We start from the raw sequence: 21,740 nt of genomic DNA, 5'->3' as shown, positions 1-21,740 counted from the left end.
GGCGGGGCTGCATCCGGTTTGCGGTTGCCGCGGCGTGGGCGCGATCAGCCTCCGCAGGCTGACGACGGCCGTTCGGCAGCGCCCCGTCAGGGGCGCGGGGCTGCATTTGATTTGCGGCTTCCGCCGCGTGGGCGCGACCAGCCCCCACTCGCCCGCAGGCGAAAGACGACCCTGCTGGGCCGGGCGGTCGACCGTCTGCGGCGCCGTCGTGGCCGGTCGCGCAGTTCCTCCCCCAGCCTTCGGCCGGGGGCACCCCCAGCGCCCCTTGCGGGGCGCTTCGCAGGGGGGCGCTACTGAAGGCCGGCCCTCTTCAACTCCTCCGCGGTCAGCGGTGGTCCCGTCAGCGGCGGCTTGAGCGGGCCCGCCAGGGCCGCCAGCAGGACCGACGGGGTCAGGAGTACCTCCGCGCGGCGCTCCAGTGAGGTCACGTCCGTGACGCGGCGGGCGATGCGGCCGTTGCCCGTGGCCGTGTACATGAGCCGGGACACGTACGCGGCCACGAGCCGGTCCCGGGCCGTCGGCCCGTTCTCCGTCGCGCCCGGATAGAAGACGTCCTGCCCGATGGCGAAGTCCCAGGCCGCCCCGACCGGCCGGGCGACCGCCTTCTGGACGCGACGGGACAGGCCGGGCGCGCCGAGTCCGTGACGTCGCGTCAACTCCCGCAGGAGCAGCGCGCTCTGCGCGCCCACGGCCATGCCGTGACCGTAGACGGGGTTGTACGCGGCCAGGGCGTCGCCGAGGACCGTGAAGTTGTCGGGCCAGGCGGGCATCCGTTCGTAGTAGTACCGGCGGTTGACGGTGGCCCGGGTGACGACGACGTCGGACAGCGGCTCGGCCCGGGCGAGCAGGTCGCCGATGAGCGGGTGCCGCAGCCGCTCGCGGGCGAACGGGACGAAGTCGTCGGCGGAGGAGGTCGGTTCGCCCCCGCGGGTGCCGTTGAGGGTGACGATCCAGCGGCCGTTCTCGATGGGCAGCAGGAAGCCCGCCCGGCCGGGACTGGCGTCCCGCGGGTCCGGCTGCACGTTGATCACCGGGAAGCCGGCCCGGGCCTGCTCCGGTGCGAGGTAGAGCCGGCTGGCGTAGGCGAGACCGGTGTCGACCTCACGGCGGTTCGGCTCGGGCAGCCCGAGTGCCGCGAGCCATCGGGGGGCTCCGGAACCCCGGCCGGTGGCGTCGACGACCAGGTCCGCCTCGAGAGTCCGCTCCCGGCCGTCGCGGTCCCGCACCTGGACCCCGGTGACCGCCTGCGCGCCGCCGGTGAGTCCGAGCACCTCCGTGCCCCCGGCCACCTCGACGCGGCCGTCCGCGAGGACCCGCGCCCGGACCGTCGCGTCCAGCAGGTCCCGGCCGGCCAGCAGCACGTGGTGGGACTCGGGCCAGCGGCGGAACCAGCCGTGCGCCGAGAGGGCGACCATGTCCGTGGTGACCGGGGCCCGGCGCGCCCCGGCGTCCAGGAGTGCCGCGGTGACTCCCGGCAGCAGTTCCTCCATCGCCCGTACCCCGCCCGACCAGAGCATGTGGGCGTGCCGGGCCTGCGGAAGTCCCTTGCGGGGCTCGGGCGTCACGGGCAGCTCGTCGCGTTCCACGACGACGACCCGGTCGGCGAGACCGGCCAGGGCCCGGGCCGCGAGCATGCCGGTGTGGGATCCCCCCAGGACGACGGCGGCTCTGGCGGGGGAGGGACGTTCACTCATGCGTGGACATGCTCTCTGCCGGGACGGTCGCGCGGACGCGTACCGCCGTGATCTCGTCGGGGTGGCGCAGGACCTCGGAGACGGCCTGGATCTCCTGGAGCAGGTACGAGGTGTCGGTCTCGCCCGTGCCGCCGTCGTCCGGGGCGTGCCGTCCGCTCTCGACGGCCTCCAGGATCGCCACGGCGGCGGCGAGGGACCGGGCCCGGCCGGGTTCGTGGCCGAGGGCGAGGGCGGCGTCGCGGGCCCGGCCGCGCAGGTTCTCGTCGAGGAACCGGGACAGTTGCAGGAGCGCGTCCCGGATGTACGTCTCGCGGCGGATCAGGCGCATCTCGGCGGTGGCGCGCAGGGCGAGCGGTTCGCGGCCGCCCGTGACGGTCCGCATCAGCCGGGCGAGCGGCCTCAGGGCGCGGTGCCGGCGGCGCAGCAGCCAGCGGTCGTGGAAGTACTGGCCGGCGTGCGGGACGATGAAGCCGATCGCGACGAACGTGGCGGCGATGCAGGCGGCCGACGGCGCGATGTTGGTGTTCAGCCAGTCCAGGTCGTGACCGGTCCAGCGGGCCACCACGGCCGTGAACTTGGCCGCGCTGAAGACCAGGTTCGTCGCGTAGCCGATGCCCAGGAACCTGAGCCCCCAGCGCAGCCAGGCGTCGAGGCCGTCGGTGCGGATCCAGTTCCACACGAGCCGGGTGGTGATCGCGCAGGCCACGGTGTGGGCGAGGAGGTAGAGCAGGATCTCCTCGCGCATGAACGGCGTACTCGCGTAGTAGGTGTCCAGGTTCCGGACCTGTTCCACGGGCACGTCGGCGAGCGCGAACAGCACCCACAGGGCGACGACCACGGCCGCGTAGACGCAGACCACCCAGCGGGTCGCGCGCCGGGTCTGCTCCCGGCGGTCGGTGTGGCCGTTGCGCCAGTGCACGACCAGCAGCAGCCAGGACGCGGACAGCGCGGTGATCAGGGAGTACACCAGAGGAGCCGCGATGTTCGGCACGCCGGTGACCCGGTTCGTCCAGGCGATGGTGGCCGGAGCGGCGAAGGCGAACACCGCGCAGGCGAACAGCAGCAGGCCGCCGACGGCACGCAGCAGCGGGTCCCGCCAGAGCTTGAGGATGCTGGGCAGCTTGATCACCAGGGCCGCGGTCAGCACGAGGCCCGGGAGCCAGAAGGAGATGTACAGCCCGGTGAAGAACGCGGCCGGGCCCTCGGCCAGTCGGAGGTGCGTCACCGCGCTCCGCCTTCACGCCCGGGGTAGCCGAGGGACCGCTGGACCGGATCGGGCGGAGCCTCGCCGCCCTGTCCGGGCAGGAAGGACCGCAGGGCGGCCGCCAGCCGGTGCCCGAAGTCGTCGGCCTCGGCCTCGTCGGCCTCCCGGGAGCCGTTGCGGGCGGCCACGGTCAGGGCGACGGAGTCCCAGCCCTGGCGCCCGGCGAGGGCGTTCGCGGCGGCCGCGTGGTGATGCGTGTGACGCGCCTGCATGTGCCACAGCTCATGTCCCAGGATGACCAGTTGCTGGACGGCCTCGGCCCGCTCCTCCACGATCACCAGGTCGAAGTCCTGGAACTCCACCCACAGTCCGGTGACCTCGATCTCGTCGGGGAACCGTTCGAAACGCAGCTCGACGGGCCGGCCCTCGCGTCCGAGGCTCGTCTCGTCGCACAGTGCCCGGCACAACTCCCGTACGTCGGCCGGTTTCCGGGTTCTGGCGCGGACGGCCGCGGTGAGGTCGGCGGCGAGCCTGCGCATCCGCGCGTTCGACCGGGAGCGCCGCAGCTCCGCGGCCGGCCGGGAGCGCCGCAGCCCCGCGGCGATCCGGGCCCACCGGTGCCGCGCGCCGGCCAAGTCCATCGCTCCCCCTTCGCACCGCCCCGACGGCGGTCACCGCGCTGCGTCGGCCCGTCCGAGACTACGCGTCCGGATGTGTCCGCGTCATGCCATCCGGGGCCGTTGGTTCGAGCGGTGCTTCAGATGTCAACGAGTGTCCGATGCATGAAAGTCACGCGCGACCCATTGACGCGCAAGCGCTTCGATTTTACGGTCCCGTTCGAAGTTACGAGCATGAGCCGATATGTCGAACAAGGGTCACGGGCGAGCACGACGGATCCCGAAGGTGAGGGCAGGCAATGGGACGACCTGGCCTCAGTCGCAGGCAACTACTGGGCACGGCGGGAGGGTTGGCGGTGGCGGCGAGCTTCGGCTTCGCGGCCGTCGAGGGCGCCTCGATCCTCCACCACGGCCGCTACTACTACCTCTTCGCGTCCTACGACGCCTGTTGCGCGGGCGTGAACTCGACGTACAAGATCAGGGCGGGCCGCTCGACGACGGTGACGGGCCCGTACGTGGACAGCACGGGGACTCCGATGCTGGAGGGCGGCGGCGACCTCCTCCTCGCCTCCCACGGCCGCTACATCGGCCCCGGCGGCGAGTCCACCTTCCACACCCACGGCAAGACCTGGCTGGCGTACCACTACTACGACGCAGAGGACAACGGCACGCCAAAGCTGGGGCTGAACCCTCTGGGTTGGACGAAGAACGGCTGGCCGAAACCCACTTAGGGGCAGCCAACCCAGGGGCGCGGGGAACTGCGCGACCAGCCACCGACCACCCGCACCCGCCCACGACCGAGAACCACCCACCCCCGAAAGGCGAACATTGCGCACCGCCCGCTTCACCCTCGACCCCGCCTTCACCACCGGCGAAGTCAACCCCCGGCTCTTCGGCTCCTTCGTCGAGCACCTGGGCCGCTGCGTCTACACCGGCATCTTCGAGCCCACCCACCCCACGGCCGACGCCGAAGGCCTCCGCACGGACGTCCTCGACCTCGTCCGCGAACTCGGCGTCACCACCATCCGCTACCCCGGCGGCAACTTCGTCTCCGGCTACAGGTGGGAGGACTCGGTCGGCCCGGTCGAGGACCGCCCCCGCCGCCTCGACCTCGCCTGGCGGTCCACGGAGACCAACCGCTTCGGCCTCTCCGAGTACATCGCCTTCCTGAAGAAGGTCGGCCCGCAGGCCGAGCCCATGATGGCGCTCAACCTCGGCACGCGGGGCGTGGCGGAGGCCCTGGAACTCCAGGAGTACGCCAACCACCCCTCCGGCACCGCCCTCTCCGACCTCAGGGCCGCGCACGGCGACAAGGACCCCTTCGGCATCAAGGTCTGGTGTCTGGGCAACGAGATGGACGGCCCCTGGCAGACCGGCCACAAGACGGCCGAGGAGTACGGCCGCATCGCCGCCGAGACCGCCCGCGCCATGCGCCAGATGGACCCGTCCGTGGAACTGGTCGCCTGCGGTTCCTCCAGCCAGTCCATGCCGACCTTCGCCGAGTGGGAGGCGACGGTCCTCGCGGAGACGTACGACCTGGTCGACTACATCTCCCTGCACGCCTACTACGAGCCCCAGGACGGGGATCTCGACTCCTTCCTGGCCTCGGCCGTCGACATGGAGTCCTTCATCGAGAACGTGGTCGCCACCTGCGACCACGTGGGCGCCAGGCTGAAGTCCCAGAAGAAGATCAACCTGTCCTTCGACGAGTGGAACGTCTGGTACACCTCGAAGTGGCATGAGATCGAGAACTCCGCCGCGCGGGACTGGTCCGAGGCCCCCCGCCTCCTGGAGGACAACTACAGCGTCCTGGACGCGGTGGTCTTCGGCTCCCTCCTCATCGCCCTGCTCCGCCACGCCGACCGCGTCACGGTCGCCTGCCTGGCCCAGCTGGTCAACGTCATCGCCCCGATCATGACGGAGCCCGGCGGCCCGGCCTGGCGCCAGACGACGTTCTTCCCCTTCGCCCAGGCGTCGCGGTACGGCAGGGGCCGGGTCCTGGACGTCCGGGTCGACTCCCCGACCCACGAGACGAAGAAGTACGGCGAGACCGACCTGCTGCACGCCACCGCCGTCCGCGCCGACGACGGCACGGTCACCGTCTTCGCCGTGAACCGCAGCCGGACGGAGGCACTGCCGCTGGAGGTGGCGCTGAGCGGACTCGGCCTGACGTCCGTGGCGGAGCACAGCGTGCTGGCGGACGCGGACCCGGACGCCCGCAACACCCTGGAGGAACCGGAGCGGGTGACACCTCATCCGGCAGAGGGCACGTCGCTGAACGAGGGCACACTGAGCGCCGTCCTCGAACCCTTGTCCTGGAATGTGATCCGCCTGGCGTAAGCGCCCCTTTAGGGGCGCGGGGCTGTGTTTGATCTGCGGCTGCCGCCGCGTGGGCGCGAGCAACCACACACGACCCGCAGTCAACGGCCGGGGGAGTCCACCCCCACGACCTCCACTCCTCCGGCCGCACTCCCCAGCAACTCAAGCCGCACCGCCCCAGGACCGGCCTCGGACGTTCCGTCCGCAAGCACGGCCAACGCCAACGTGTTGGAACCCCGGGTCCGCAGAATCCCGTTCGGCAGCACGAACGTGTGCTGCGGCCCCACGTCGTTGACGTACTGCCCCAGGTTCCAGCCGTTCAGGAAGATCTGCACCCGATAGGCCCGCGCCGGATCGTCCTCCAGCACCAGCCCCACCGACGCGTCCACCCCGCCGGGCACCGACAGCCGGAACCCGGTCCGGTACCAGGTGACCCCCATCCCCTGGTCCGCGCGGGGAAGCGAGACCGCCTCCCACCCGCCGTCCGCGAAGCCGGGCAGGTGCCAGCCCTCCCGCTCCCCGTACAGCCCCCCGTTGTTCTGCGGCCCGCGCACCGGATCCGGAGCGGCCGCCCCCTGGATCCGCCAACTCGTCTTCGGCGAGGCCCCCTTGAAGGAGACGGCGGTCAGCCCGCGCGCCACCTTGTGGGTGTCCAGCGACCCGCCGTCCATGTCGTGCTGCATCCGCCGCACCAGCACGGACAGCACATGCCGCTGCTTCTTCCGCTGTTTCTTCCTCAGCCCTTCGGCGGAGAACCCGGCGGTGGCCGTCCAACTCCCCTTCCGTACCGTCTTCGCATCCGGCACCGGCATCCGGTGCGAGCCCAGCGGCACCCCGTCCAGCCAGGCCATCAGCATGCCCTGCGTACCCGTGCTGTAGGCCAGCGAGACCGACTCCAGGTCCGACAGGTCACCGTCCACGTGCCCCCGGTACCAGACGTCCCCGTAGTGGAAGCCGTAGTCGTCGGCGAAGAGCACAGGCTGACCCGCCGGGACGGCCGTCGTGCTGAACGACGTCTTCTTGTCGGCGGCCGTCCACGTCGAGTCGTCGAAGCCGATCGCCGACTCGGGGTTCTCGGTCTTCCGGCGCCAGCCGGCGAGGACCGGCAGCGCCGGCCGCGGCGCCCCCGGCATGTCCGCCAGGGCGACCAGGCTCTCCGAGACGCTCACCCGGGTCTGCACCGGCCGCCCGTTCCAGGTGACCGAGGTGATCCCCCGGGGGCCCCAGACCTCCAGGCCGGTCGCCCCGACCGTGTCCCCGGTGAGCTCGACGGTCGACCCGTCGAGCCTGGCGTGGCGCAGCAGCGCCGGGCCGTAGACCAGGACCGTGCCGGACGGGGTGTCGTACGGGAACAGCCGCAGCGACGTCGCGTCGTCGGCGAAGAGCAGCAGCAGCGGGGTGTCGCTCTCGCCGCGCTGGACGAGGACCCGGGTGAGCCCGCCCTGCCCGAGCGGAGCGGTGACGTGCAGGACGCCCTGGTCGTAGACCCAGGCCGCCTCGGCGTCGAGGCGCTGCACGAACGGCTCGCTCGGGCAGTCGAGGACCAGGTGCGCCATCTCGCCGTAGCGGCCGGTGAACAGGGCGACGTCCTGGCGGCCCGCGGTGAGCACGAACATCGGCTGGGCGGTGCAGTAGCGCAGCTTCCTCCTGCCGAGGGCGAGGCCGGTGGTGACGAGCCGGGCGTCGTGGGCCGGGACGGTCAGCTCGACGTCGTCGCCGGCGGCCGTCCTCAGCGTGGAGGTGACCTCGTCGGCGCCGTCGTTGCGCAGGACGTAGACGTGTGCCTGGGTGTCGGGGTTGGTGAGGTGATAGGCCTTCAGTCCTGGCACGTGGACGTCGGCCGCGCGGTCCAGTTTCGCGAAGTCCGGGACGCGTTGCAGGAGGTGGCCGAGCTGGTGCATCGGCGCGATCTTCGTCGTGACGTTGCGTGCCTCGTCGATGGCCGCGCCGTAGTCGTACGACGTGTAGACGACCGGCGCCGGCAGCCAGCCCCAGGTGGTGCCGCCGTAGGTCATGTAGACGTTGTGGAGGGTGAGGCCGTTGGCGAGGTTGGTGAGGTAGAACCGGCGTTCGTAGGCGGCGTCCCGGGTGCGCCGGGACTCGGGGTACCCCTTGCCGCCGAACTCGACCCCGCCCCACGGGTCGAACCAGCCGCCCCCGAACTCCGGCACGAACCCGGGCGTGCGCGGGCTCGCGGTCGCGCCGCCCTTGAGGCCGCCGATCCCGAAGTCGCCCCAGTCCGGCGGCGGCTGGGAGGGCGACGGGTAGCCGTCGAAGCCGTACAGCCACTTGCCCCGCTCGCCGCCGGTGTCGAAGGAGCCGGGGATCCAGTAACCGTTGCGGCCCTTGTCGTTGTGGAAGAGGGGGACGTCGATGCCGTCGGCCCGCACCTTCCTGTAGAGGTGGGACATGTAGGCGGGGCCGCTCGGGTCGGTGACGTGGCCGTCGTACTCGTTCTCGATCTGGTAGAGGAGGACGCTGCCGCCGCCGTCCGTGTGCTGGTGGCGGCGCACGATGCGGTTGACGGCCGTCAGCCACTGGTCTACGTGGCCGAGGTAGGTGGGGTCGGTGCCCCGGGCGGCGCCCGCGGTGGCGGTGAGCCAGCCGGGGAAGCCGCCGGCGTCGACCTCGGCGTTGATGTAGGGGCCGGGGCGGAGGATGACGTACAGCCCGGTCTCGGCCGCTGTGCGGAGGAAGAGATCGAGGTCGCGTACGCCGGTGAAGTCGTACGTCCCGGGGGCGGGGGAGTGGTAGTTCCACGCCACGTAGATGCTGACCGTGTTGTAGCCGTGCGCCCGCATCTTCTCCAGGACGTCCCGCCACAGGGACGGGCTCGGGAGACGGAAGGGGTGCATCTCGCCGGACCAGACCACCAGCCGCCGGCCGTCGACGACCAGGGAGTAGTGGTCGTAGCCGATGGTGTGCCGCCGTCCGTCGGCGCGCGGCGCGGCCGGCGCCGGGCCGGTCGGCACGCTGCGCGCGGCGTACGCCGAGGGCGCCACGGGCCCGCCGCTGCCGCCCAGGGCGAAACCGAGCGCGGCCGAGCCGGCGAGGGCACTGAAGGTACGTCTGCTGAGCGCCAAGGGATCCTCCCGGGCGATCTTACGGGGCGCGGGTCCGGCCATTCTCCACGGGAGGACGCCCCACAATGGACGCATGAGGATCTCGGCACGAGCGGATTACGCGGTACGGGCGGTACTGGAGCTCGCCGTACGGCAGGGTGAGGGCCCCGTGAAGGCGGAGGAGATCGCCGGCGCTCAGGACATCCCGCACAAGTTCCTGGAGGGCATTCTGGGTGACCTCCGGCGCGCCGGGATCGTCGACAGCCGGCGGGGCGGGGGCGGCGGCTACCGGCTGGCGCGGGAGGCGTCCGCGATCACCGTGGCCGACCTGATCCGCGCGGTGGACGGCCCGATCGTCTCGGTACGCGGCGAACGCCCGACGGGGCTGGCCTACACCGGCACCGCCCAGCCGCTGCTGCCCCTGTGGATCGCCCTGCGCGCGAACGTCCGCAGGATCCTCGAAGGCGTCACCGTGGCGGACATCGCGGCGGACGCCCTGCCGGAGCCGGTGCGGGCGCTGGCGGCGGAACCGGCGGCCTGGGAGAACCCCTAGAGACCGCGGGCGGACTGTGAAATCCGGCGTTGTGAATGGCCGGAGTTCGCCCTGACCGGTCCGGGTGGGGGTTCCTACGATGCGAGCGCCCCGGTCTTCACAGGAAACTCACAGGTTCTTCAAGGGTGAACTACAAAGGTGAGCTGTGCAGGGCCGCGGGCGTAACCCCCCACCCGATCACCGAACTGGAGAAGCCATGGCACCCAGGAGACATGGACTCCTGCTCGGCGGAGCGCTCGCCGCGCTGCTCACCGCCGGGCTGCCCGCCCAGGCCCAGGCCTCGTCGTCGCCGGTCTTCGACGACCCGCCGCCGGACAAGATCGTGATCAACATCGCCACGGTGAACGGCTCCGGATGCCCGCAGGGGACCACCGCCGTCGCCGTCTCCGAGGACAACACCGCCTTCACCGTCACCTACAGCTCCTACCTCGCCCAGGCGGGCGGCAACTCCGACCCCACCGCCTTCCGGCGCAACTGCCAGCTCAACCTGGTCGTGCACGTGCCGCAGGGCTTCACGTACGCCATCGCCAGCGCCGACTACCGCGGCTTCGCGTCCCTGCAGTCGGGTGCCACCGGCACCCAGCGTGCCTCGTACTACTTCCAGGGTTCGTCCAACACGGCCGCCGCGAGCCATCCCTTCAGCGGTCCCTACGACGACAACTGGCAGGCCACCGACACCACCGACTGGGCCCAACTGGTCTGGGCACCCTGCGGAGTCCAGCGCAACTTCAACATCAACACCGAACTGCGCGTGGCCGCCGGAAGCGCGAACCCCGGCAAGGTCAGCTTCATGACCATGGACTCCACCGACGGCGACATCAGCACCGTCTACCACATGGCCTGGAAGGAGTGTCCCGCCAAGTAGCACCTGTGGATGGCGGCTCAGCCGCCGGCCGGTCTCTCCAGGCCGCCGGGGGCGACCGTCATCCACAGCAGCGCCTCGGTGCGGATGCCCGCCGCTTCGACGCCTGCCCGGACAGCCCGATGCTCGGCCACTTCGGCTGAGCTGCTGAGCGGGCGGACCGGCTACCCCAGGAACAGCGGCAGTCGCGGCGCCAGTTCGCCGAGTGCGGCCCGCTCCGCGTCCGTCGGCGGGCGCCGGCCCGTCCCGATCGACAGCGCGTCCCGGTCGGCCAGCGACGCGGGGAAGGCCCCGCCCGCGATGTCCGACAGCAACGCGCGGGACGCGGCGAGGGTCTCCGCCGGGGGCTCCGGCGCGGACGGGATACCGGCGATCAGGTCCAGGTGGTGCAGGGTCCACTCCAGGACGTACGCCGAGAGGTAGTCGGCCACCGTGAGGACCTGGTCGCGGGTGCCCACCCGGGCGGCCGGATCGGCCAGCCGGGCCGCCCGCCCGGCCGCCGACCCCACGTCGTCCAGGTGGAACTTCAGCAACCCCGGCTCCTGGTAGGCGGCGGCGAGCCGGACGGTGAGCGCGTCGAGGGGATCGTCACCGGTCGGCGGGGCCACGGCGACCTCCCAGTACGTCGCCGCGTTCCGCGTCGGCTCCGCTTCCGCCGGCGTGGCCAGGGTGATCAGGACGTCCTGGGCGTCGATGACGAGGTGGCAGACCAGGTCCCGTACCAGCCAGCCGGCACAGCCGGAGGGCCGGGCGAAGTACTCGTCCGGCAGCTCGGCGACCGCCGTCCGCAACGCCGTCCATGAGCGTGAGAAGAGATCCACGCCCCGCAAGCCAGCAAGCGCGCTCAGACCTTGCCCGCCGCCGATGTCCGGAACGTGTTCCGGTACGCCTGCGGGGAGACGCCGATCGCCGCGTGCAGGTGCTGCCGCAGCGACGTGCCGGTGGCGAAGCCGACCTCGGCCGCGATGCGGTCGACCGACAGCTCGCTGGTCTCCAGGAGGTCGCGGGCGCGCCGTACCCGCTGCTGGATCAGCCAGCGCCCGGGGCTCGTCCCCGTCTCCTCCTGGAACCGGCGGGCGAAGGTGCGCTGACTCATCCGTGCATGATCCGCCAGCTCCCGCAGTGCGAGCGGCCGTTCCAGGTTCTCCAGGGCCCACGCCCGGGTGGCCGCCGTACCGGTGGCGCCCTCGTCCGGCACCGGCAGCTCGATGTACTGCGCCTGGCCGCCGTCCCGCCACGGCGGTACGACACACTGCCGGGCCACGCTGTTGGCGACCGCGCTGCCGTGGTCGGAGCGCACGATGTGCAGGCAGACATCGACACCGGAGGCCGCACCCGCCGAGGTCAGCACGTCACCGTCGTCGATGAACAACACATCCGGATCCAGGGCGACCTGCGGGAACATCCGCCGGAACCGCGGCGCCAGCGCCCAGTGCGTCGTCGCCGGCCGCCCGTCGAGCATCCCGGCCGCCGCGAGTGCGAACGCCCCCGTGCAGATGGAGACGATCCGGGCCCCGGGCCGGATCCGCGCCAGCGCGGCGGACACGGGCTCGGGGAGCTCGTCGGCGATCCGCGTCATGTCGTACGGCGGCACGACCACCGTGTCCGCACTCTCCAGCACCTCGGGCCCGTGCCCGACGGTGACCGTGAAGTCGGCGCTGGTCGCCACCGTACGGTCCTCCGCCACCGCACACGTCACCACGTCGTAGGCGCCGGGAACGCAGGGGAAGACCCGGTTCGGGATCCCCAGCTCGAAGGGGTAGACCCCGTCGAGGGCGAGCACCACGACCCGGTGCGGGCGGCTGGGCAGGAAGTCGATGTCGGCGGACATGGCACGATTCTATCGCTTGTGCTCTATCCTGCCATCGCTTGCCGGGTTGTTCGGGCCGGGTGGACGTGACCGCTGCGATGCTCCAGCCGCTGCCGTCGCTTGTCGGCCTCGGACCTTGCCCGCCGGCGACACCGGCCGCCCAACCAGCCAGGTCTCCCACGGAAACGCGCAGGTCAGTCCAACACGGCGCAGTTCACCGCGTCCATCAGGGCCGCGCCGGTCTGGTGCGCCTGCTTGGTGAGGGTGGACGTGGCGAAGAAGAAGGCGGCCGTGCGATGGCCGGTGGAGTCGGTGACGTTGTAGGTCGCATAGCCCGGTACGACGCCGACGTGGTCCCAGACCGTGCCACAGGACGTCTTCGCCGTCTCGATGCCCAACCCGTAGCCGAGCTCGTCCGGGTCCCCCGGCCCGCCCTCCGGCACGGTGGTGCGCATCTCGGCCAGTTGGGCGGCGGGCAGCAGGCGGCCCGACATCAGCGCGCCGTAGAAACGGGACCAGTCACCGGCGGTGGACACGATCGCCGCATCCGCTCCGTCGGCCGTGACGTAGTCGCCGGTGACGTCCACGTGGTCGTCGTGCTGCGGTCCGGCGTAGTCCCTGAACTCGTCGGGGACGTCCGGTGGCATGTGGGCGGCGTCGGGTTCGTATCCGTGCGCGTGCCGGTCGCGCCAGGCGGAGCCGGTGGCGTAGAAGGTGTGCCGGAGCCCCAGGGGTCCGGCGATCCGGTCCCGTACCAGCGCCGCAAGGCTCTTACCGGTGGCCTTCTCCAGGACGGCGCCGATCGCTATGTAGTTGGTGTTGCTGTACGACCATTCGGTGCCGGGCTCGAACAGTGCCGGGTGTCTGCTCACCAGGCTCAGGATTTCCGTCGACGTCCATACGTGGGAGTCCCGGCCGGTGAGGGCCGGTGCGAGGGCGGGGTCCTCGGTGTAGTCGAACAACCCACTGGTGTGGTTGAGCAGCATGCGCAGGGTGATCGCTCGGCCGTTGCGCACCTGGCCGGGCAGCCACTTGTCGACCGGGTCGCTGAGGGCGAGTCTGTGCTCGGCGACCAGTTGCAGGACGAGGGTGGCCATCACCGTCTTGGTGTTGGACGCTTCTCGCACCTCGTCGTCCGCCCTGAGCCGATGGTCCTTCCTCGTCCAGGCGGCCTGCTCGGAGATCTCGATGGGCCTGCCGTGACCGTCGTCCACCCGCACGATCACCCCAGGCACGCCTTCTGCCACCAACTTCCGCGCCAACTCCCGCAGGTGAGCGCGTGTCTCCGCGGTGTCGTCCGGTCGGACCGCCGAGAGCGTCCGAGGGCCGGCGGCCGCACTCTCGCGGATCGTCTGCGCACTCGACGGGACCGCGGCCAGGGGCACGACGAGGGCCGCGGAAACCACAACTGTCGCTACTGAGCGCAACCCCGTCAGTCGCGGGCGCCGTCGAACACGCACACTCACGCGCAATTCATGCTCCTTCGAGAATCCAGGAAGGCCGTCGGGCACGATCGGGGCAGGGGAGGAGAACACGGGACTCCGCCCGGCGAGTTGCCGCCCGGCCCTGGGACGAAGCCGGCTCTGGCGGGCCCTGCACAACCCTGGAGAAGCCTTCGGAGGATAGCCGACGGCGGGGTGAAAAAGATGAGTATCGGTTACAGGGTGCCCTGCACGCACAATCTGACCGGCGCCGACTCGGACACGTCCCTCGCCACCGGAACCGACGTCCTGCGCCTCGACACGGACGGCCGGATCAGCTCCGTCACGGTGTTCCTGGACCGGGCGCCCGAGGGGTTCGACCCCGCGGCGCACGACTGGGCCGTGGTGTGCCGCCGGGTCCGTACGGGTACGGCCCTACGCCTCGCGCCCTAGTTCCGCCGCCCGATGTGACCGGACGTGTCACGCCATAGCCTCGCCGCATGGCATCAGTCGACTCTCGCCCCGGCGAACCCCGAAGCCGGGAGCAGCGCAAGCACGAGGCCCTGGAACGGCTCGCCCGCGACAAGGACGTATGGGTCGCCACGGCCGACGGCACCGGCGAGCCGTGCCTCGTTCCGCTTGCCTTCTGGTGGGACGGCGAGACCGTGTGGCTGGCCACCCGCGACACCAACCCGACCGGGCGCAACCTCCTCGCCTCGGGCCGGGTGCGGCTCTCCTTCGGCCATACCCGGGACGTGGTCCTGGTCCACGGCACCGCGCGCATGCTGACCCGGGAGGAGGTTCCGGACGAAGCGGGCGACGCCTTCGCCGCCAAGGACGGCTGGGACCCTCGCGAGGACCACCCGTCGTATGTCTTCTTCCAGGTCACCCCGCAGGTGCTGCAGGCATGGGGAACCGTTCCCGAGCTGGCCGGACGGACCCTGATGCGCGACGGGAAGTGGCTGGTCTAGGGCTTCAGCCGGTCACTGGCTTGCCGAGGCGGATCCGGGTGTCGCAGCCGATGTCCTCGCGGTACGTGGTGGAGCCCTGCCGGTACTCGTAGCGGCAGGTGGTCAGGTCCCCGTGCACGGTGCCGGTCACCTTGATCCGGGCCTCGTAGTAGAGGTGTGACAGGGTGTGCGCCGGGATCCGGATCGAACTGCCCTTGTGAGCGAGGGCGCTGTCGTCCGTGACACCTACGGGTATCACCCCTACGGGGTGAGGGCCGGCGCCGTCGCTGACCACCCGGTACGTCGTGATCCGCAGGCCGGCCGGCACGTGGACGATCTTCCCGCTGAGGACGGTGACCAGCTTCCCCGACGTGTTCTCCATCTGCGGCATGGTCACCCAGTACTCCCTGCCGACCTGGGTGTGCTCGTACCCGACGAGGTTGCTGGCCTGCCCGGCGCCGTCCAGGGCCGTGCCCCCGCCGTCGGAGCACGAGGTGAGGACGGCGGCGCTCAGCGCCAGGAACACGGCGAAAAGGCGTCTGGACATGGCTGGATCTCCCCCGGTGGACTCGCAGTACCGAGATCAAATCACGCCGTCCGGGACATGTGTAGATCGGATGGATGAAGAGTGCGCACGCCCGTCGGAGAAGGACCGTGGGGCCGCCCGCTTCTCCGGCCAGTGTCGTGCGTCCGCGCCCTTTACCCGGGTCGTGGAGACACGACCATGCAAGAGAAGCGGGCGGCCCCACGGTCACTTTCCGGCGTACGTGAGGAAGTTGGCCCAGGCGGCGGGGGAGAGGGCGAGCTGGGGGCCCTGACGGTTCTTGGAGTCGCGGATGTGGATGGTGGTGGGGCAGGGGGCGACCTCGACGCAGTCGCCGTCGCCGCTGGTGCTGTAGCTCGACTTGTGCCAGGAGAGGGCGACTTCGATGCAGTTGTCGCCGGACCCGCTGCTGTAGCTGCTCTTGAACCAGGCCAAGCCGGACATGCTCATAGGTCCCCTCGCATCCGTTGCAGCAGGCTCACGGAGTCCTGGATGGTGAGAGCCTGTGAACGAATCCTGGCATACCTGCCCTGCAGCACGCTGACCACTTGCGGGTTGGCGATCATCTGGCCGTTCTCCTGCCCCTCGCTGTAGCCGAACCACTTGTGTTCGGGGGTTTCCAGAAGGGCGATTGGCCCGTGCAGTCCGGCGTGTGACCTCTGAACCAACGGCATGACCTGGATCTCGATGTTCCGCAACTGAGCCATTTCCAAGAGGCGATCGATGATCTCACGCGTGACCTCGTCCCCGCCGGTTCGGCGGAGGAGGGCATGCTCTTCCAGGATGAAGCTGAAGGCGGTGTTCGGCCGTTCCCACAGCTGGAGCTGTCGCTCGGCGCGTGCCGTCCAACTGGCTTCGATCTGCTCGTCAGACAGCGGTGGAAGTTCGTCGGCAAACAGTTGCCGTGCGTAAGCCTCTGTCTGCAACAGCCCCGGGACCATCCTGCATTCGTAGTTGAACAGGCTGATCGCGGCCTTCTCCATCCGAGCCCACTGCCGAAACCAAGCCGCAAGTCCCGGTTGCCGAGCCACATGCCCCGCCGCCCGCCGCAAGGCCCCCGTGTTGCCCAGGGCCTCCTCCGCCGCCTCCACGAACGACTCGTCCGGCATGCGGCGGCCCAACTCCACGGACGCCACCGTGTGTTTCGAGAACCGCACCCGCTCGCCGAACTCCTCCCTGCTCAGCCCCGCGTGTTCGCGCAACGCCTGGACCACTGCCCCGAAGGTCCGCAGACTGTCCGACGACTCCGGCTCGACTCCATCGCCCACCTAGGCCACCTCCCGCCCCCATGGTCACGGCCAGTCACCAGTACGGTCCAGTCCGTGACCGTGTACGCGGGGCCAGCGTACGCGGCTCTCACCTGGAGAAGTGCCCTTTCCGGGCGGCAGATTGGGGGCATGGACGCACCCCCCACCATCGTCACCGTCAGTCGAACACTCGCCCAGCGGCTCAGTGGCACCCCGCGGGGTGCCCGGCTCGCGCGGCAGCTCGCCGTGGCCCAACTCCACGCGTGGGGTGGCCGGTTCGCGTCGGCGGAGGTGATCGACAAGGTGTCGGTGATCGTCGCGGAGCTGGCCGCGAACGCCGTGACGCACGGGCGCGTGCCCGGGCGGGACTTCGAACTGCGGCTCTCGCTGGTGACGGGGAGCGTGCGGGTCGAGGTCACCGACACCCGGGCCGAACGGCGGCCGCCCGGCCCCCGGGACGTGCGGCCGTCGGGGCCGCTGGACGCCGGCGGGCGCGGGCTCGTGCTCGTGGACGCGCTGGCCGATCGGTGGGAGGTGCTGGAGCGGGACTGCGACGGCGCACCGGGCAAGACCGTACGGGCTGAGGTGGACCTGCCACTTCGGCGCAGCCCCTGAGCGGGCCCCGGGGGCCGTGCTCCCGGGGCCCGGACGTCGTCAGGTGGAGACGCCGAGGGTGAGCGTGCCGGTGTAGCCGGCGGTGGTGGAGCCGGTGACGGTCATGAGGCCGGAGGAGGCGCCTCGGTCGTCGTAGATGCCGTCCTGGGCGAGCGTGGTGCGGGTGACCGTGTTGGTCGAGTAGGGCGAGACCTTGGCGACGGCCGTGGTGATGCTCTCGTCGATGAAGAGCTGGCCGGTGTGCAGGGTCGACCCGCCGGTGAAGGAGCCGTCGGAGGTCAGGGTGACGCCCGTGTGGACCTTGACGTGGATGTGGATGCAGCGGCCCCGGTACCAGCCCGGGTAGATGGTGGTGATGTTGGCGACGCCGCTGGAGTCGGTGAGCACGCCGCCGCGCAGGAAGGTGCCGTCGTCGCTCTCGTTGTGGCCGTTGTTGCCGACGTAGCCCGAGTACTCGCCGAGCGCGTCGCAGTGCCAGACCTCGACGAGGGCGTTGGGGATGACGGTGCAGGCGGAGTTGACGACGGTGAGGGCGAGCTTGAGCGAGATACCCGCCTTGCCCTCGGTGATGTCGGTGCGGACCAGCGCGCCGTCGAGGTAGTAGGGGCCTTCGGTCATTTCCTCCGTGAGGGTGCAGACCGCCGCCGCGGCGGCCGGCTGGAGGTTCGGGGCGGCGGCTGCCGCGGGGGCCTCGGTCGAGATCGCTGCGCCTACGGCCAGGGCGGCGGCGGTCGTCCCGGTGGCGACGAGTACGGTACGGCGGCCGACGGAGCGGGCGCCTTCTGAGATTTCTGTCATGGACACGGCACCCTAGGAAGGGTGCCTGTCGGCGAGCTGTCAGTTTCGTAAAGTGAGCGGTCGTCAAGTCGTGAGTTGAGACAGTCGAATTGGCGGTCGACGTTCGGCATTGCGGACAATCGGCGGACGTTCACTCGTTGGCCGTACCCGCACGCACCGCACTCCTCGCCGGTATCGGGCACGAAGGGGCCATTAGGGTAGTTCGCCCCGACGAGGGCACCCCTTGAACGGCGAGGGCTCATGGGAATCGGTGCGGTATCCGGGTCTAATCGCGCCGGAGAACCGTGACACCGCACGGCGAGTGCCGAGTGGCGAGGAACTTCGAGGCCATGACCGTGTCCCGCAGTGTTGGAGGAGGATTTCCATGGGTGCCACCCCGCTTCTGCCGACGCCGTCCGGTCCCTACCTGGGCAAAGGGCTGCTTCCCGCCGACTTCTATTCCTTCGAGGAAATGCTGACGGACAGCGAGCGGGAGAAGATCGAGCGCGTCCGCGCATTCCTCGCCATGCAGGCCGCTCCCCTCGTCGACGACTACTGGGCCCGGGCTGAGTTCCCCTTTCAGCTGGTGGAGGGATTCGGTGGGCTCGGGCTTGTGGACTGGGCGGACCCGGACTCCGCGGAATCCAAGCCGAGCAACCTTCTCTCGGGATTCCTCGCGCTGGAATTCGCGCATGCCGACGCGTCCCTGGCGACCTTCTCCGGCGTGCACACGGGGCTCGCCATGGGCTCGATCCTCGCCTGTGGCTCCGAGGAGCAGAAGCGGCGGTGGCTGCCGGCGATGAGCCGCTTCGAGAAGATCGGAGCCTTCGGACTGACCGAGCCGCACGGGGGTTCCGACGTGGCCGGCGGCCTGCGGACGACCGCGCGCCGCGACGGCGACGGCTGGGTCCTCGACGGGGCCAAGCGGTGGATCGGGAACGCGACCTTCGCCGACCTGGTCGTCATCTGGGCGCGGGACACCGAGACGAACCACGTGCTGGGCTTCGTCGTGGAGAAGGACACCCCCGGGTTCACGGCGACGAAGATCGAGAACAAGATGGCGCTGCGGATCGTGCAGAACGCCGACATCGTGCTCGACGGCTGCCGCGTTCCGGAGGCCAACCGGCTGCAGAACGCGAACTCGTTCAAGGACACCGCCAACATCCTGCGCCAGACGCGCAGCGGGGTGGCGTGGCAGGCCGTGGGCGTGATGTTCGGCGCCTACGAGATCGCGCTGCGGTACGCGAAGGAACGCGAGCAGTTCGGGCGCCCGATCGGAGGCTTCCAACTCGTCCAGGACCTGCTGGTGAAGATGCTCGGCAACGCCACGGCCTCGTGCGGGATGGTGACGCGCCTGGCCCAGTTGCAGGACGCCGGGATCTACCGGGACGAGCACTCCGCCCTGGCGAAGGCGTACTGCACCGTGCGGATGCGGGAGAACGTCGGCTGGGCCCGGGAACTGCTCGCCGGCAACGGCATCGTCCTCGACTACAAGGTCGGCCGCTTCGTCGCCGACGCCGAGGCGCTCTACTCGTACGAGGGCACGCGGGAGATCCAGACCCTGATCGTGGGACGCGCCGTCACCGACGGCCTGAGCGCCTTCGTGAAGTGACGACGATGACCACCGAATCCGTGACCACCGAATCCGTCTTCACCGGCCTGAAGGTCCTCGACGCGTCCTCGTTCATCGCGGCACCGGCCGCGGCCACCGTGCTCTCCGACTTCGGAGCGGACGTCATCAAGATCGAGCCGCCGGGCGCGGGCGATCCCCAGCGGCGGCTGAGCTCCGTGCCGCCCAGTCCGCAGGCGCAGGCGAACTACAGCTGGCACCTCGCCAACCGTAACAAGCGGGGCATGGCGCTGGACCTGAAGTCGCCGGCGGCCGTCGAGGTCCTCAAACGGCTCGTCGAGTGGGCCGACGTGGTGATCACCAACTTCCCGCACGGCACGCGCGAGAAGCTGCATCTCGGCTACGAGGAGGTCTCGGGCTGGAACCCGAGGGTCGTCTACGCCGACCTCACCGGCTTCGGGGACACCGGTCCCGACGCCCGGCAGCCGGGCTTCGACCTGACCGCCTACTGGTCACGCAGCGGCCTGCTGGCCTCCACCCGCGACGCGGGCGCCCCGCCGACCGTACCGGTCTGGGGCAGCGGCGACTACACGACGGCGATCGCCATCTACGCGGCGATCACGACCGCCCTCTACCACCGCGAGCGAACGGGCCAGGGGGCCGACGTCGGGACGTCCCTGCTCGCCACGGGCGTCTGGGCCACCGGAACCCTCGTGGCCGGCGCCCTCGCCGACGGCACACCCTTCGAGCTGCACGACCGGAAGGCGCCGGCGAACCCGCTGATCAACCCCTACCAGACCGCGGACGGCGAGTGGTTCATGCTGGTCGCCTCACCCGCGCGCTGGCAGGGACTGGCACGCGCCGTCGGACACCCCGAACTGCTCGAGGATCCCCGGTTCTTGGACCTGGAGGGTCTGGTCGAGCACTCCGCCGCGCTGGCCGAGCTGCTCGACACCGCGTTCCGCTCGCGGCCCTTCGCCGACTGGAAGGAGGCGCTGGAGCGGGAACGCATCACCTACAGCCTCATCCAGACGCCGGAGGAGGCCGCGCGGGACCCCCAGTTGCGCGAGAACGGCATCGTCGTGCCGCTGGCCGGAGTCAGCGGGCTGGCGGAGACCGTCGGCAGCCCGGTCAATCTCAGAGGGGTGCCGAAGGTGCCGGCGAAACGGGCGCCGGACCTGGGCGAGCACAACGACGAGATCCTCGCCGAGCTGGGCTTCGGCCCCGCCGAGATCGCCGAACTGCACGCCCGGGGCGCGGTCCCCGCCGCCCCGGAGACGGAGCCGCCGCGCTGAGCACCGCGTCGGGGAGCACGCGGGCCGGAACATTCGTCCCGCTTCGTCTCGGCTTCGCCTGGAAATCGCCTGGACGACGGGGTCCGATCGGTGGGCGTTTCCCGGGCGGCACAGTGTCCGTTGGTAGCGTCCGCGTACGCCGTGCCGTCCGACCGAGAGAGACCTGATGTCCCCGACGATCCGCAGGGCCGTGATCCCGGCCGCCGGACTGGGCTCCCGCCTGCTGCCCCTGACCAAGGCCACGCCGAAGGAGATGCTCCCGGTCGGTGACAAACCGGTGATCGAGCACACCGTGCGTGAGCTGGTGGACTCCGGGATCACCGACATCACCATCGTCGTCTCGGGCGGGAAGAGCCTGATACAGGACCACTTCCGCCCCAACCCGGCACTCGTCGAGCAGCTGCGCCGCGACGGCAAGACCGCCTACGCGGACGCCGTCGAGGAGGTCGCCGAGCTGGCCCGCAAGGGGCACATCACCTACCTCGACCAGTACGGGCCGTACGGCAACGGCACGCCCGTGCTGAACGCCGCCCGTTCGTTCGGCGACGAGCCCGTCCTCGTGCTCTGGCCCGACGACGTGTTCGTCGCCGAGGTGCCCCGCGCCCAGCAGCTGATCCGCGCCTACGAGCAGACCGGCTGCCCGGTCCTTGCCCTGCTGCCGATGGACCCCGCCGACTCCCAGCGCTACGGCGTGCCCATCGTCAAGGAGGACCTCGGCGACGGACAGCTGCGCATCACCGGCCTGGTCGAGAAGCCCGCGCCGGCCGACGCGCCGTCGCCGTACGCGGCCATCGGCGGCTACGTCGTCACCCCCGGCATCATCGACGAGCTGCGCGAGCAGACCCGCCGCTGGTACGAGCACCGCACCGGCGAGGTGTACCTGACCGACGCCATCAACGCCTACGCGAGCAGCCGGGCCGTGTACGGGCAGGTCATCCAGGGCCGCTGGTACGACACCGGCAATCCGGCCGACTACCTCGTCGCGCAGATGGCCTTCGCCCTCGCCCACCCCGAGTACGGGCCCGTGCTGCGCGGTCTGGTCAGCAAGCTCGACGAGGGCGGGGGCGAGGGCGAGTTGCAGGGTGACGCACAGCGTACGGTATGATCGTTTCAGAGCTGGTCGCCGTAACTCACGGTGGCTGGTGCTGCGTTGGTGGTCCAAGGAAAGACGCCCCGCTTCCTGCGGGGAAATGCAGGTGC

21 protein-coding genes are annotated in these 21,740 nt (G+C 70.8%); 10 read left to right on the top strand and 11 right to left on the bottom strand.

Features of this window, described 5'->3' with window-relative positions; genetic code table 11:
• Positions 1-290 precede the first annotated feature (290 nt).
• The 3 genes from ACFY0P_RS12985 to ACFY0P_RS12975 are packed head-to-tail and all read right to left on the bottom strand — an operon-like array spanning position 291 to position 3,539.
• Positions 291-1,694 (bottom strand): NAD(P)/FAD-dependent oxidoreductase, encoded by a 1,404-nt coding sequence (locus ACFY0P_RS12985; protein ID WP_388910803.1) that lies wholly within the window; start codon positions 1,692-1,694, stop codon positions 291-293.
• Positions 1,687-2,919, bottom strand: coding sequence for an MAB_1171c family putative transporter (locus ACFY0P_RS12980; RefSeq protein ID WP_388910800.1), 1,233 nt, complete (start codon positions 2,917-2,919; stop codon positions 1,687-1,689). Before ACFY0P_RS12980 ends, ACFY0P_RS12985 begins: the two co-directional genes overlap by 8 nt.
• A complete protein-coding gene (locus ACFY0P_RS12975; RefSeq protein WP_388910797.1) occupies positions 2,916-3,539 on the bottom strand; it encodes a toxin-antitoxin system, toxin component family protein in 624 nt (207 codons plus the stop codon). Before ACFY0P_RS12975 ends, ACFY0P_RS12980 begins: the two co-directional genes overlap by 4 nt.
• Before the next feature lie 275 nt (positions 3,540-3,814).
• Here ACFY0P_RS12975 and ACFY0P_RS12970 point away from each other — a divergent pair, with 275 nt between their 5' ends.
• Positions 3,815-4,246, top strand: coding sequence for a family 43 glycosylhydrolase (locus ACFY0P_RS12970; RefSeq protein WP_388910794.1), 432 nt, complete (start codon positions 3,815-3,817; stop codon positions 4,244-4,246).
• Positions 4,247-4,343: 97 nt separating this feature from the next.
• Entirely contained in the window at positions 4,344-5,855 is a 1,512-nt protein-coding gene (locus tag ACFY0P_RS12965; protein ID WP_388910792.1) for an alpha-N-arabinofuranosidase, read from the top strand.
• An 80-nt stretch (positions 5,856-5,935) separates the two neighbouring features.
• Here the strand turns inward: ACFY0P_RS12965 and ACFY0P_RS12960 are convergent, their stop codons facing one another.
• Positions 5,936-8,917: a beta-galactosidase gene (locus ACFY0P_RS12960; RefSeq protein WP_388910790.1), complete on the bottom strand. Its 2,982-nt coding sequence runs from the start codon at positions 8,915-8,917 to the stop codon at positions 5,936-5,938.
• Positions 8,918-8,990: 73 nt separating this feature from the next.
• Here ACFY0P_RS12960 and ACFY0P_RS12955 point away from each other — a divergent pair, with 73 nt between their 5' ends.
• Complete coding sequence (locus tag ACFY0P_RS12955) at positions 8,991-9,449, top strand: Rrf2 family transcriptional regulator (RefSeq protein ID WP_093503415.1); 459 nt, start codon at positions 8,991-8,993, stop codon at positions 9,447-9,449.
• Positions 9,450-9,645: 196 nt separating this feature from the next.
• A complete protein-coding gene (locus ACFY0P_RS12950; protein WP_388910787.1) occupies positions 9,646-10,314 on the top strand; it encodes a DUF4360 domain-containing protein in 669 nt (222 codons plus the stop codon).
• Between the two features lie 161 nt (positions 10,315-10,475).
• Here the strand turns inward: ACFY0P_RS12950 and ACFY0P_RS12945 are convergent, their stop codons facing one another.
• The 3 genes from ACFY0P_RS12945 to ACFY0P_RS12935 all read right to left on the bottom strand — a co-directional run bounded on the left by ACFY0P_RS12945 (position 10,476) and on the right by ACFY0P_RS12935 (position 13,356).
• Complete coding sequence (locus tag ACFY0P_RS12945) at positions 10,476-11,132, bottom strand: maleylpyruvate isomerase N-terminal domain-containing protein (RefSeq protein ID WP_388910784.1); 657 nt, start codon at positions 11,130-11,132, stop codon at positions 10,476-10,478.
• Between the two features lie 23 nt (positions 11,133-11,155).
• Complete coding sequence (locus ACFY0P_RS12940; protein WP_388910781.1) at positions 11,156-12,142, bottom strand: GlxA family transcriptional regulator; 987 nt, start codon at positions 12,140-12,142, stop codon at positions 11,156-11,158.
• A 173-nt stretch (positions 12,143-12,315) separates the two neighbouring features.
• The gene (locus ACFY0P_RS12935; RefSeq protein ID WP_388910778.1) at positions 12,316-13,356 is read right to left on the bottom strand and encodes a serine hydrolase domain-containing protein; all 1,041 of its coding nucleotides are present in this window, start codon (positions 13,354-13,356) and stop codon (positions 12,316-12,318) included.
• A gap of 411 nt (positions 13,357-13,767) precedes the next feature.
• Between ACFY0P_RS12935 and ACFY0P_RS12930 the strand changes: the two genes are divergently transcribed.
• Positions 13,768-13,995 (top strand): hypothetical protein, encoded by a 228-nt coding sequence (locus ACFY0P_RS12930; protein ID WP_388910775.1) that lies wholly within the window; start codon positions 13,768-13,770, stop codon positions 13,993-13,995.
• A 47-nt stretch (positions 13,996-14,042) separates the two neighbouring features.
• Positions 14,043-14,513 carry a pyridoxamine 5'-phosphate oxidase family protein gene (locus ACFY0P_RS12925; protein ID WP_388910772.1) on the top strand — a complete coding sequence of 157 codons (471 nt, stop codon included), beginning with the start codon at positions 14,043-14,045 and terminating at the stop codon, positions 14,511-14,513.
• Positions 14,514-14,517: 4 nt separating this feature from the next.
• On the opposite strand, the gene ACFY0P_RS12920 is transcribed toward ACFY0P_RS12925, so the two are convergent.
• The 3 genes from ACFY0P_RS12920 to ACFY0P_RS12910 all read right to left on the bottom strand — a co-directional run bounded on the left by ACFY0P_RS12920 (position 14,518) and on the right by ACFY0P_RS12910 (position 16,304).
• Complete coding sequence (locus tag ACFY0P_RS12920; protein ID WP_388910769.1) at positions 14,518-15,039, bottom strand: hypothetical protein; 522 nt, start codon at positions 15,037-15,039, stop codon at positions 14,518-14,520.
• Positions 15,040-15,243: 204 nt separating this feature from the next.
• Positions 15,244-15,486 (bottom strand): DUF397 domain-containing protein, encoded by a 243-nt coding sequence (locus ACFY0P_RS12915; RefSeq protein ID WP_388910766.1) that lies wholly within the window; start codon positions 15,484-15,486, stop codon positions 15,244-15,246.
• Positions 15,483-16,304: a Scr1 family TA system antitoxin-like transcriptional regulator gene (locus ACFY0P_RS12910; protein WP_388910763.1), complete on the bottom strand. Its 822-nt coding sequence runs from the start codon at positions 16,302-16,304 to the stop codon at positions 15,483-15,485. Before ACFY0P_RS12910 ends, ACFY0P_RS12915 begins: the two co-directional genes overlap by 4 nt.
• Before the next feature lie 129 nt (positions 16,305-16,433).
• Between ACFY0P_RS12910 and ACFY0P_RS12905 the strand changes: the two genes are divergently transcribed.
• On the top strand, positions 16,434-16,898 hold the full coding sequence (locus tag ACFY0P_RS12905) for an ATP-binding protein (protein ID WP_388910760.1): 465 nt from the start codon (positions 16,434-16,436) through the stop codon (positions 16,896-16,898).
• 39 nt (positions 16,899-16,937) lie between these two features.
• On the opposite strand, the gene ACFY0P_RS12900 is transcribed toward ACFY0P_RS12905, so the two are convergent.
• Positions 16,938-17,696 (bottom strand): intradiol ring-cleavage dioxygenase, encoded by a 759-nt coding sequence (locus ACFY0P_RS12900; RefSeq protein WP_388910757.1) that lies wholly within the window; start codon positions 17,694-17,696, stop codon positions 16,938-16,940.
• A 364-nt stretch (positions 17,697-18,060) separates the two neighbouring features.
• Here ACFY0P_RS12900 and ACFY0P_RS12895 point away from each other — a divergent pair, with 364 nt between their 5' ends.
• The 3 genes from ACFY0P_RS12895 (at position 18,061) to ACFY0P_RS12885 (ending at position 21,645) form a co-directional block, all read left to right on the top strand.
• Entirely contained in the window at positions 18,061-19,287 is a 1,227-nt protein-coding gene (locus ACFY0P_RS12895) for an acyl-CoA dehydrogenase family protein (RefSeq protein WP_388910755.1), read from the top strand.
• A gap of 5 nt (positions 19,288-19,292) precedes the next feature.
• The gene (locus ACFY0P_RS12890; RefSeq protein ID WP_388910752.1) at positions 19,293-20,540 is read left to right on the top strand and encodes a CaiB/BaiF CoA transferase family protein; all 1,248 of its coding nucleotides are present in this window, start codon (positions 19,293-19,295) and stop codon (positions 20,538-20,540) included.
• Positions 20,541-20,706: 166 nt separating this feature from the next.
• On the top strand, positions 20,707-21,645 hold the full coding sequence (locus tag ACFY0P_RS12885; protein ID WP_388910749.1) for a UTP--glucose-1-phosphate uridylyltransferase: 939 nt from the start codon (positions 20,707-20,709) through the stop codon (positions 21,643-21,645).
• Positions 21,646-21,740: the final 95 nt, after the last annotated feature.

This window comes from Streptomyces sp. NPDC001714, assembly GCF_042892755.1.
Lineage (GTDB): Bacteria > Actinomycetota > Actinomycetes > Streptomycetales > Streptomycetaceae > Streptomyces.
The sequence above is the reverse complement of the archived record's forward strand: the minus strand, read 5'-3'. Positions and strand labels throughout refer to the sequence as shown.

What these genes read in the sequence shown, in the direction of transcription:
- ACFY0P_RS12930 (WP_388910775.1), top strand. Translation starts at nt 13,768, where the DNA reads ATGAGTATCGGTTACAGGGTGCCCTGCACGCACAATCTGACCGGCGCC.
- ACFY0P_RS12920 (WP_388910769.1), bottom strand. Translation starts at nt 15,039, where the DNA reads ATGTCCAGACGCCTTTTCGCCGTGTTCCTGGCGCTGAGCGCCGCCGTC.
- ACFY0P_RS12940 (WP_388910781.1), bottom strand. Translation starts at nt 12,142, where the DNA reads ATGTCCGCCGACATCGACTTCCTGCCCAGCCGCCCGCACCGGGTCGTG.
- ACFY0P_RS12885 (WP_388910749.1), top strand. Translation starts at nt 20,707, where the DNA reads ATGTCCCCGACGATCCGCAGGGCCGTGATCCCGGCCGCCGGACTGGGC.
- ACFY0P_RS12890 (WP_388910752.1), top strand. Translation starts at nt 19,293, where the DNA reads ATGACCACCGAATCCGTGACCACCGAATCCGTCTTCACCGGCCTGAAG.
- ACFY0P_RS12925 (WP_388910772.1), top strand. Translation starts at nt 14,043, where the DNA reads ATGGCATCAGTCGACTCTCGCCCCGGCGAACCCCGAAGCCGGGAGCAG.
- ACFY0P_RS12975 (WP_388910797.1), bottom strand. Translation starts at nt 3,539, where the DNA reads ATGGACTTGGCCGGCGCGCGGCACCGGTGGGCCCGGATCGCCGCGGGG.
- ACFY0P_RS12895 (WP_388910755.1), top strand. Translation starts at nt 18,061, where the DNA reads ATGGGTGCCACCCCGCTTCTGCCGACGCCGTCCGGTCCCTACCTGGGC.
- ACFY0P_RS12905 (WP_388910760.1), top strand. Translation starts at nt 16,434, where the DNA reads ATGGACGCACCCCCCACCATCGTCACCGTCAGTCGAACACTCGCCCAG.
- ACFY0P_RS12950 (WP_388910787.1), top strand. Translation starts at nt 9,646, where the DNA reads ATGGCACCCAGGAGACATGGACTCCTGCTCGGCGGAGCGCTCGCCGCG.
- ACFY0P_RS12915 (WP_388910766.1), bottom strand. Translation starts at nt 15,486, where the DNA reads ATGAGCATGTCCGGCTTGGCCTGGTTCAAGAGCAGCTACAGCAGCGGG.
- ACFY0P_RS12970 (WP_388910794.1), top strand. Translation starts at nt 3,815, where the DNA reads ATGGGACGACCTGGCCTCAGTCGCAGGCAACTACTGGGCACGGCGGGA.
- ACFY0P_RS12985 (WP_388910803.1), bottom strand. Translation starts at nt 1,694, where the DNA reads ATGAGTGAACGTCCCTCCCCCGCCAGAGCCGCCGTCGTCCTGGGGGGA.
- ACFY0P_RS12955 (WP_093503415.1), top strand. Translation starts at nt 8,991, where the DNA reads ATGAGGATCTCGGCACGAGCGGATTACGCGGTACGGGCGGTACTGGAG.
- ACFY0P_RS12900 (WP_388910757.1), bottom strand. Translation starts at nt 17,696, where the DNA reads ATGACAGAAATCTCAGAAGGCGCCCGCTCCGTCGGCCGCCGTACCGTA.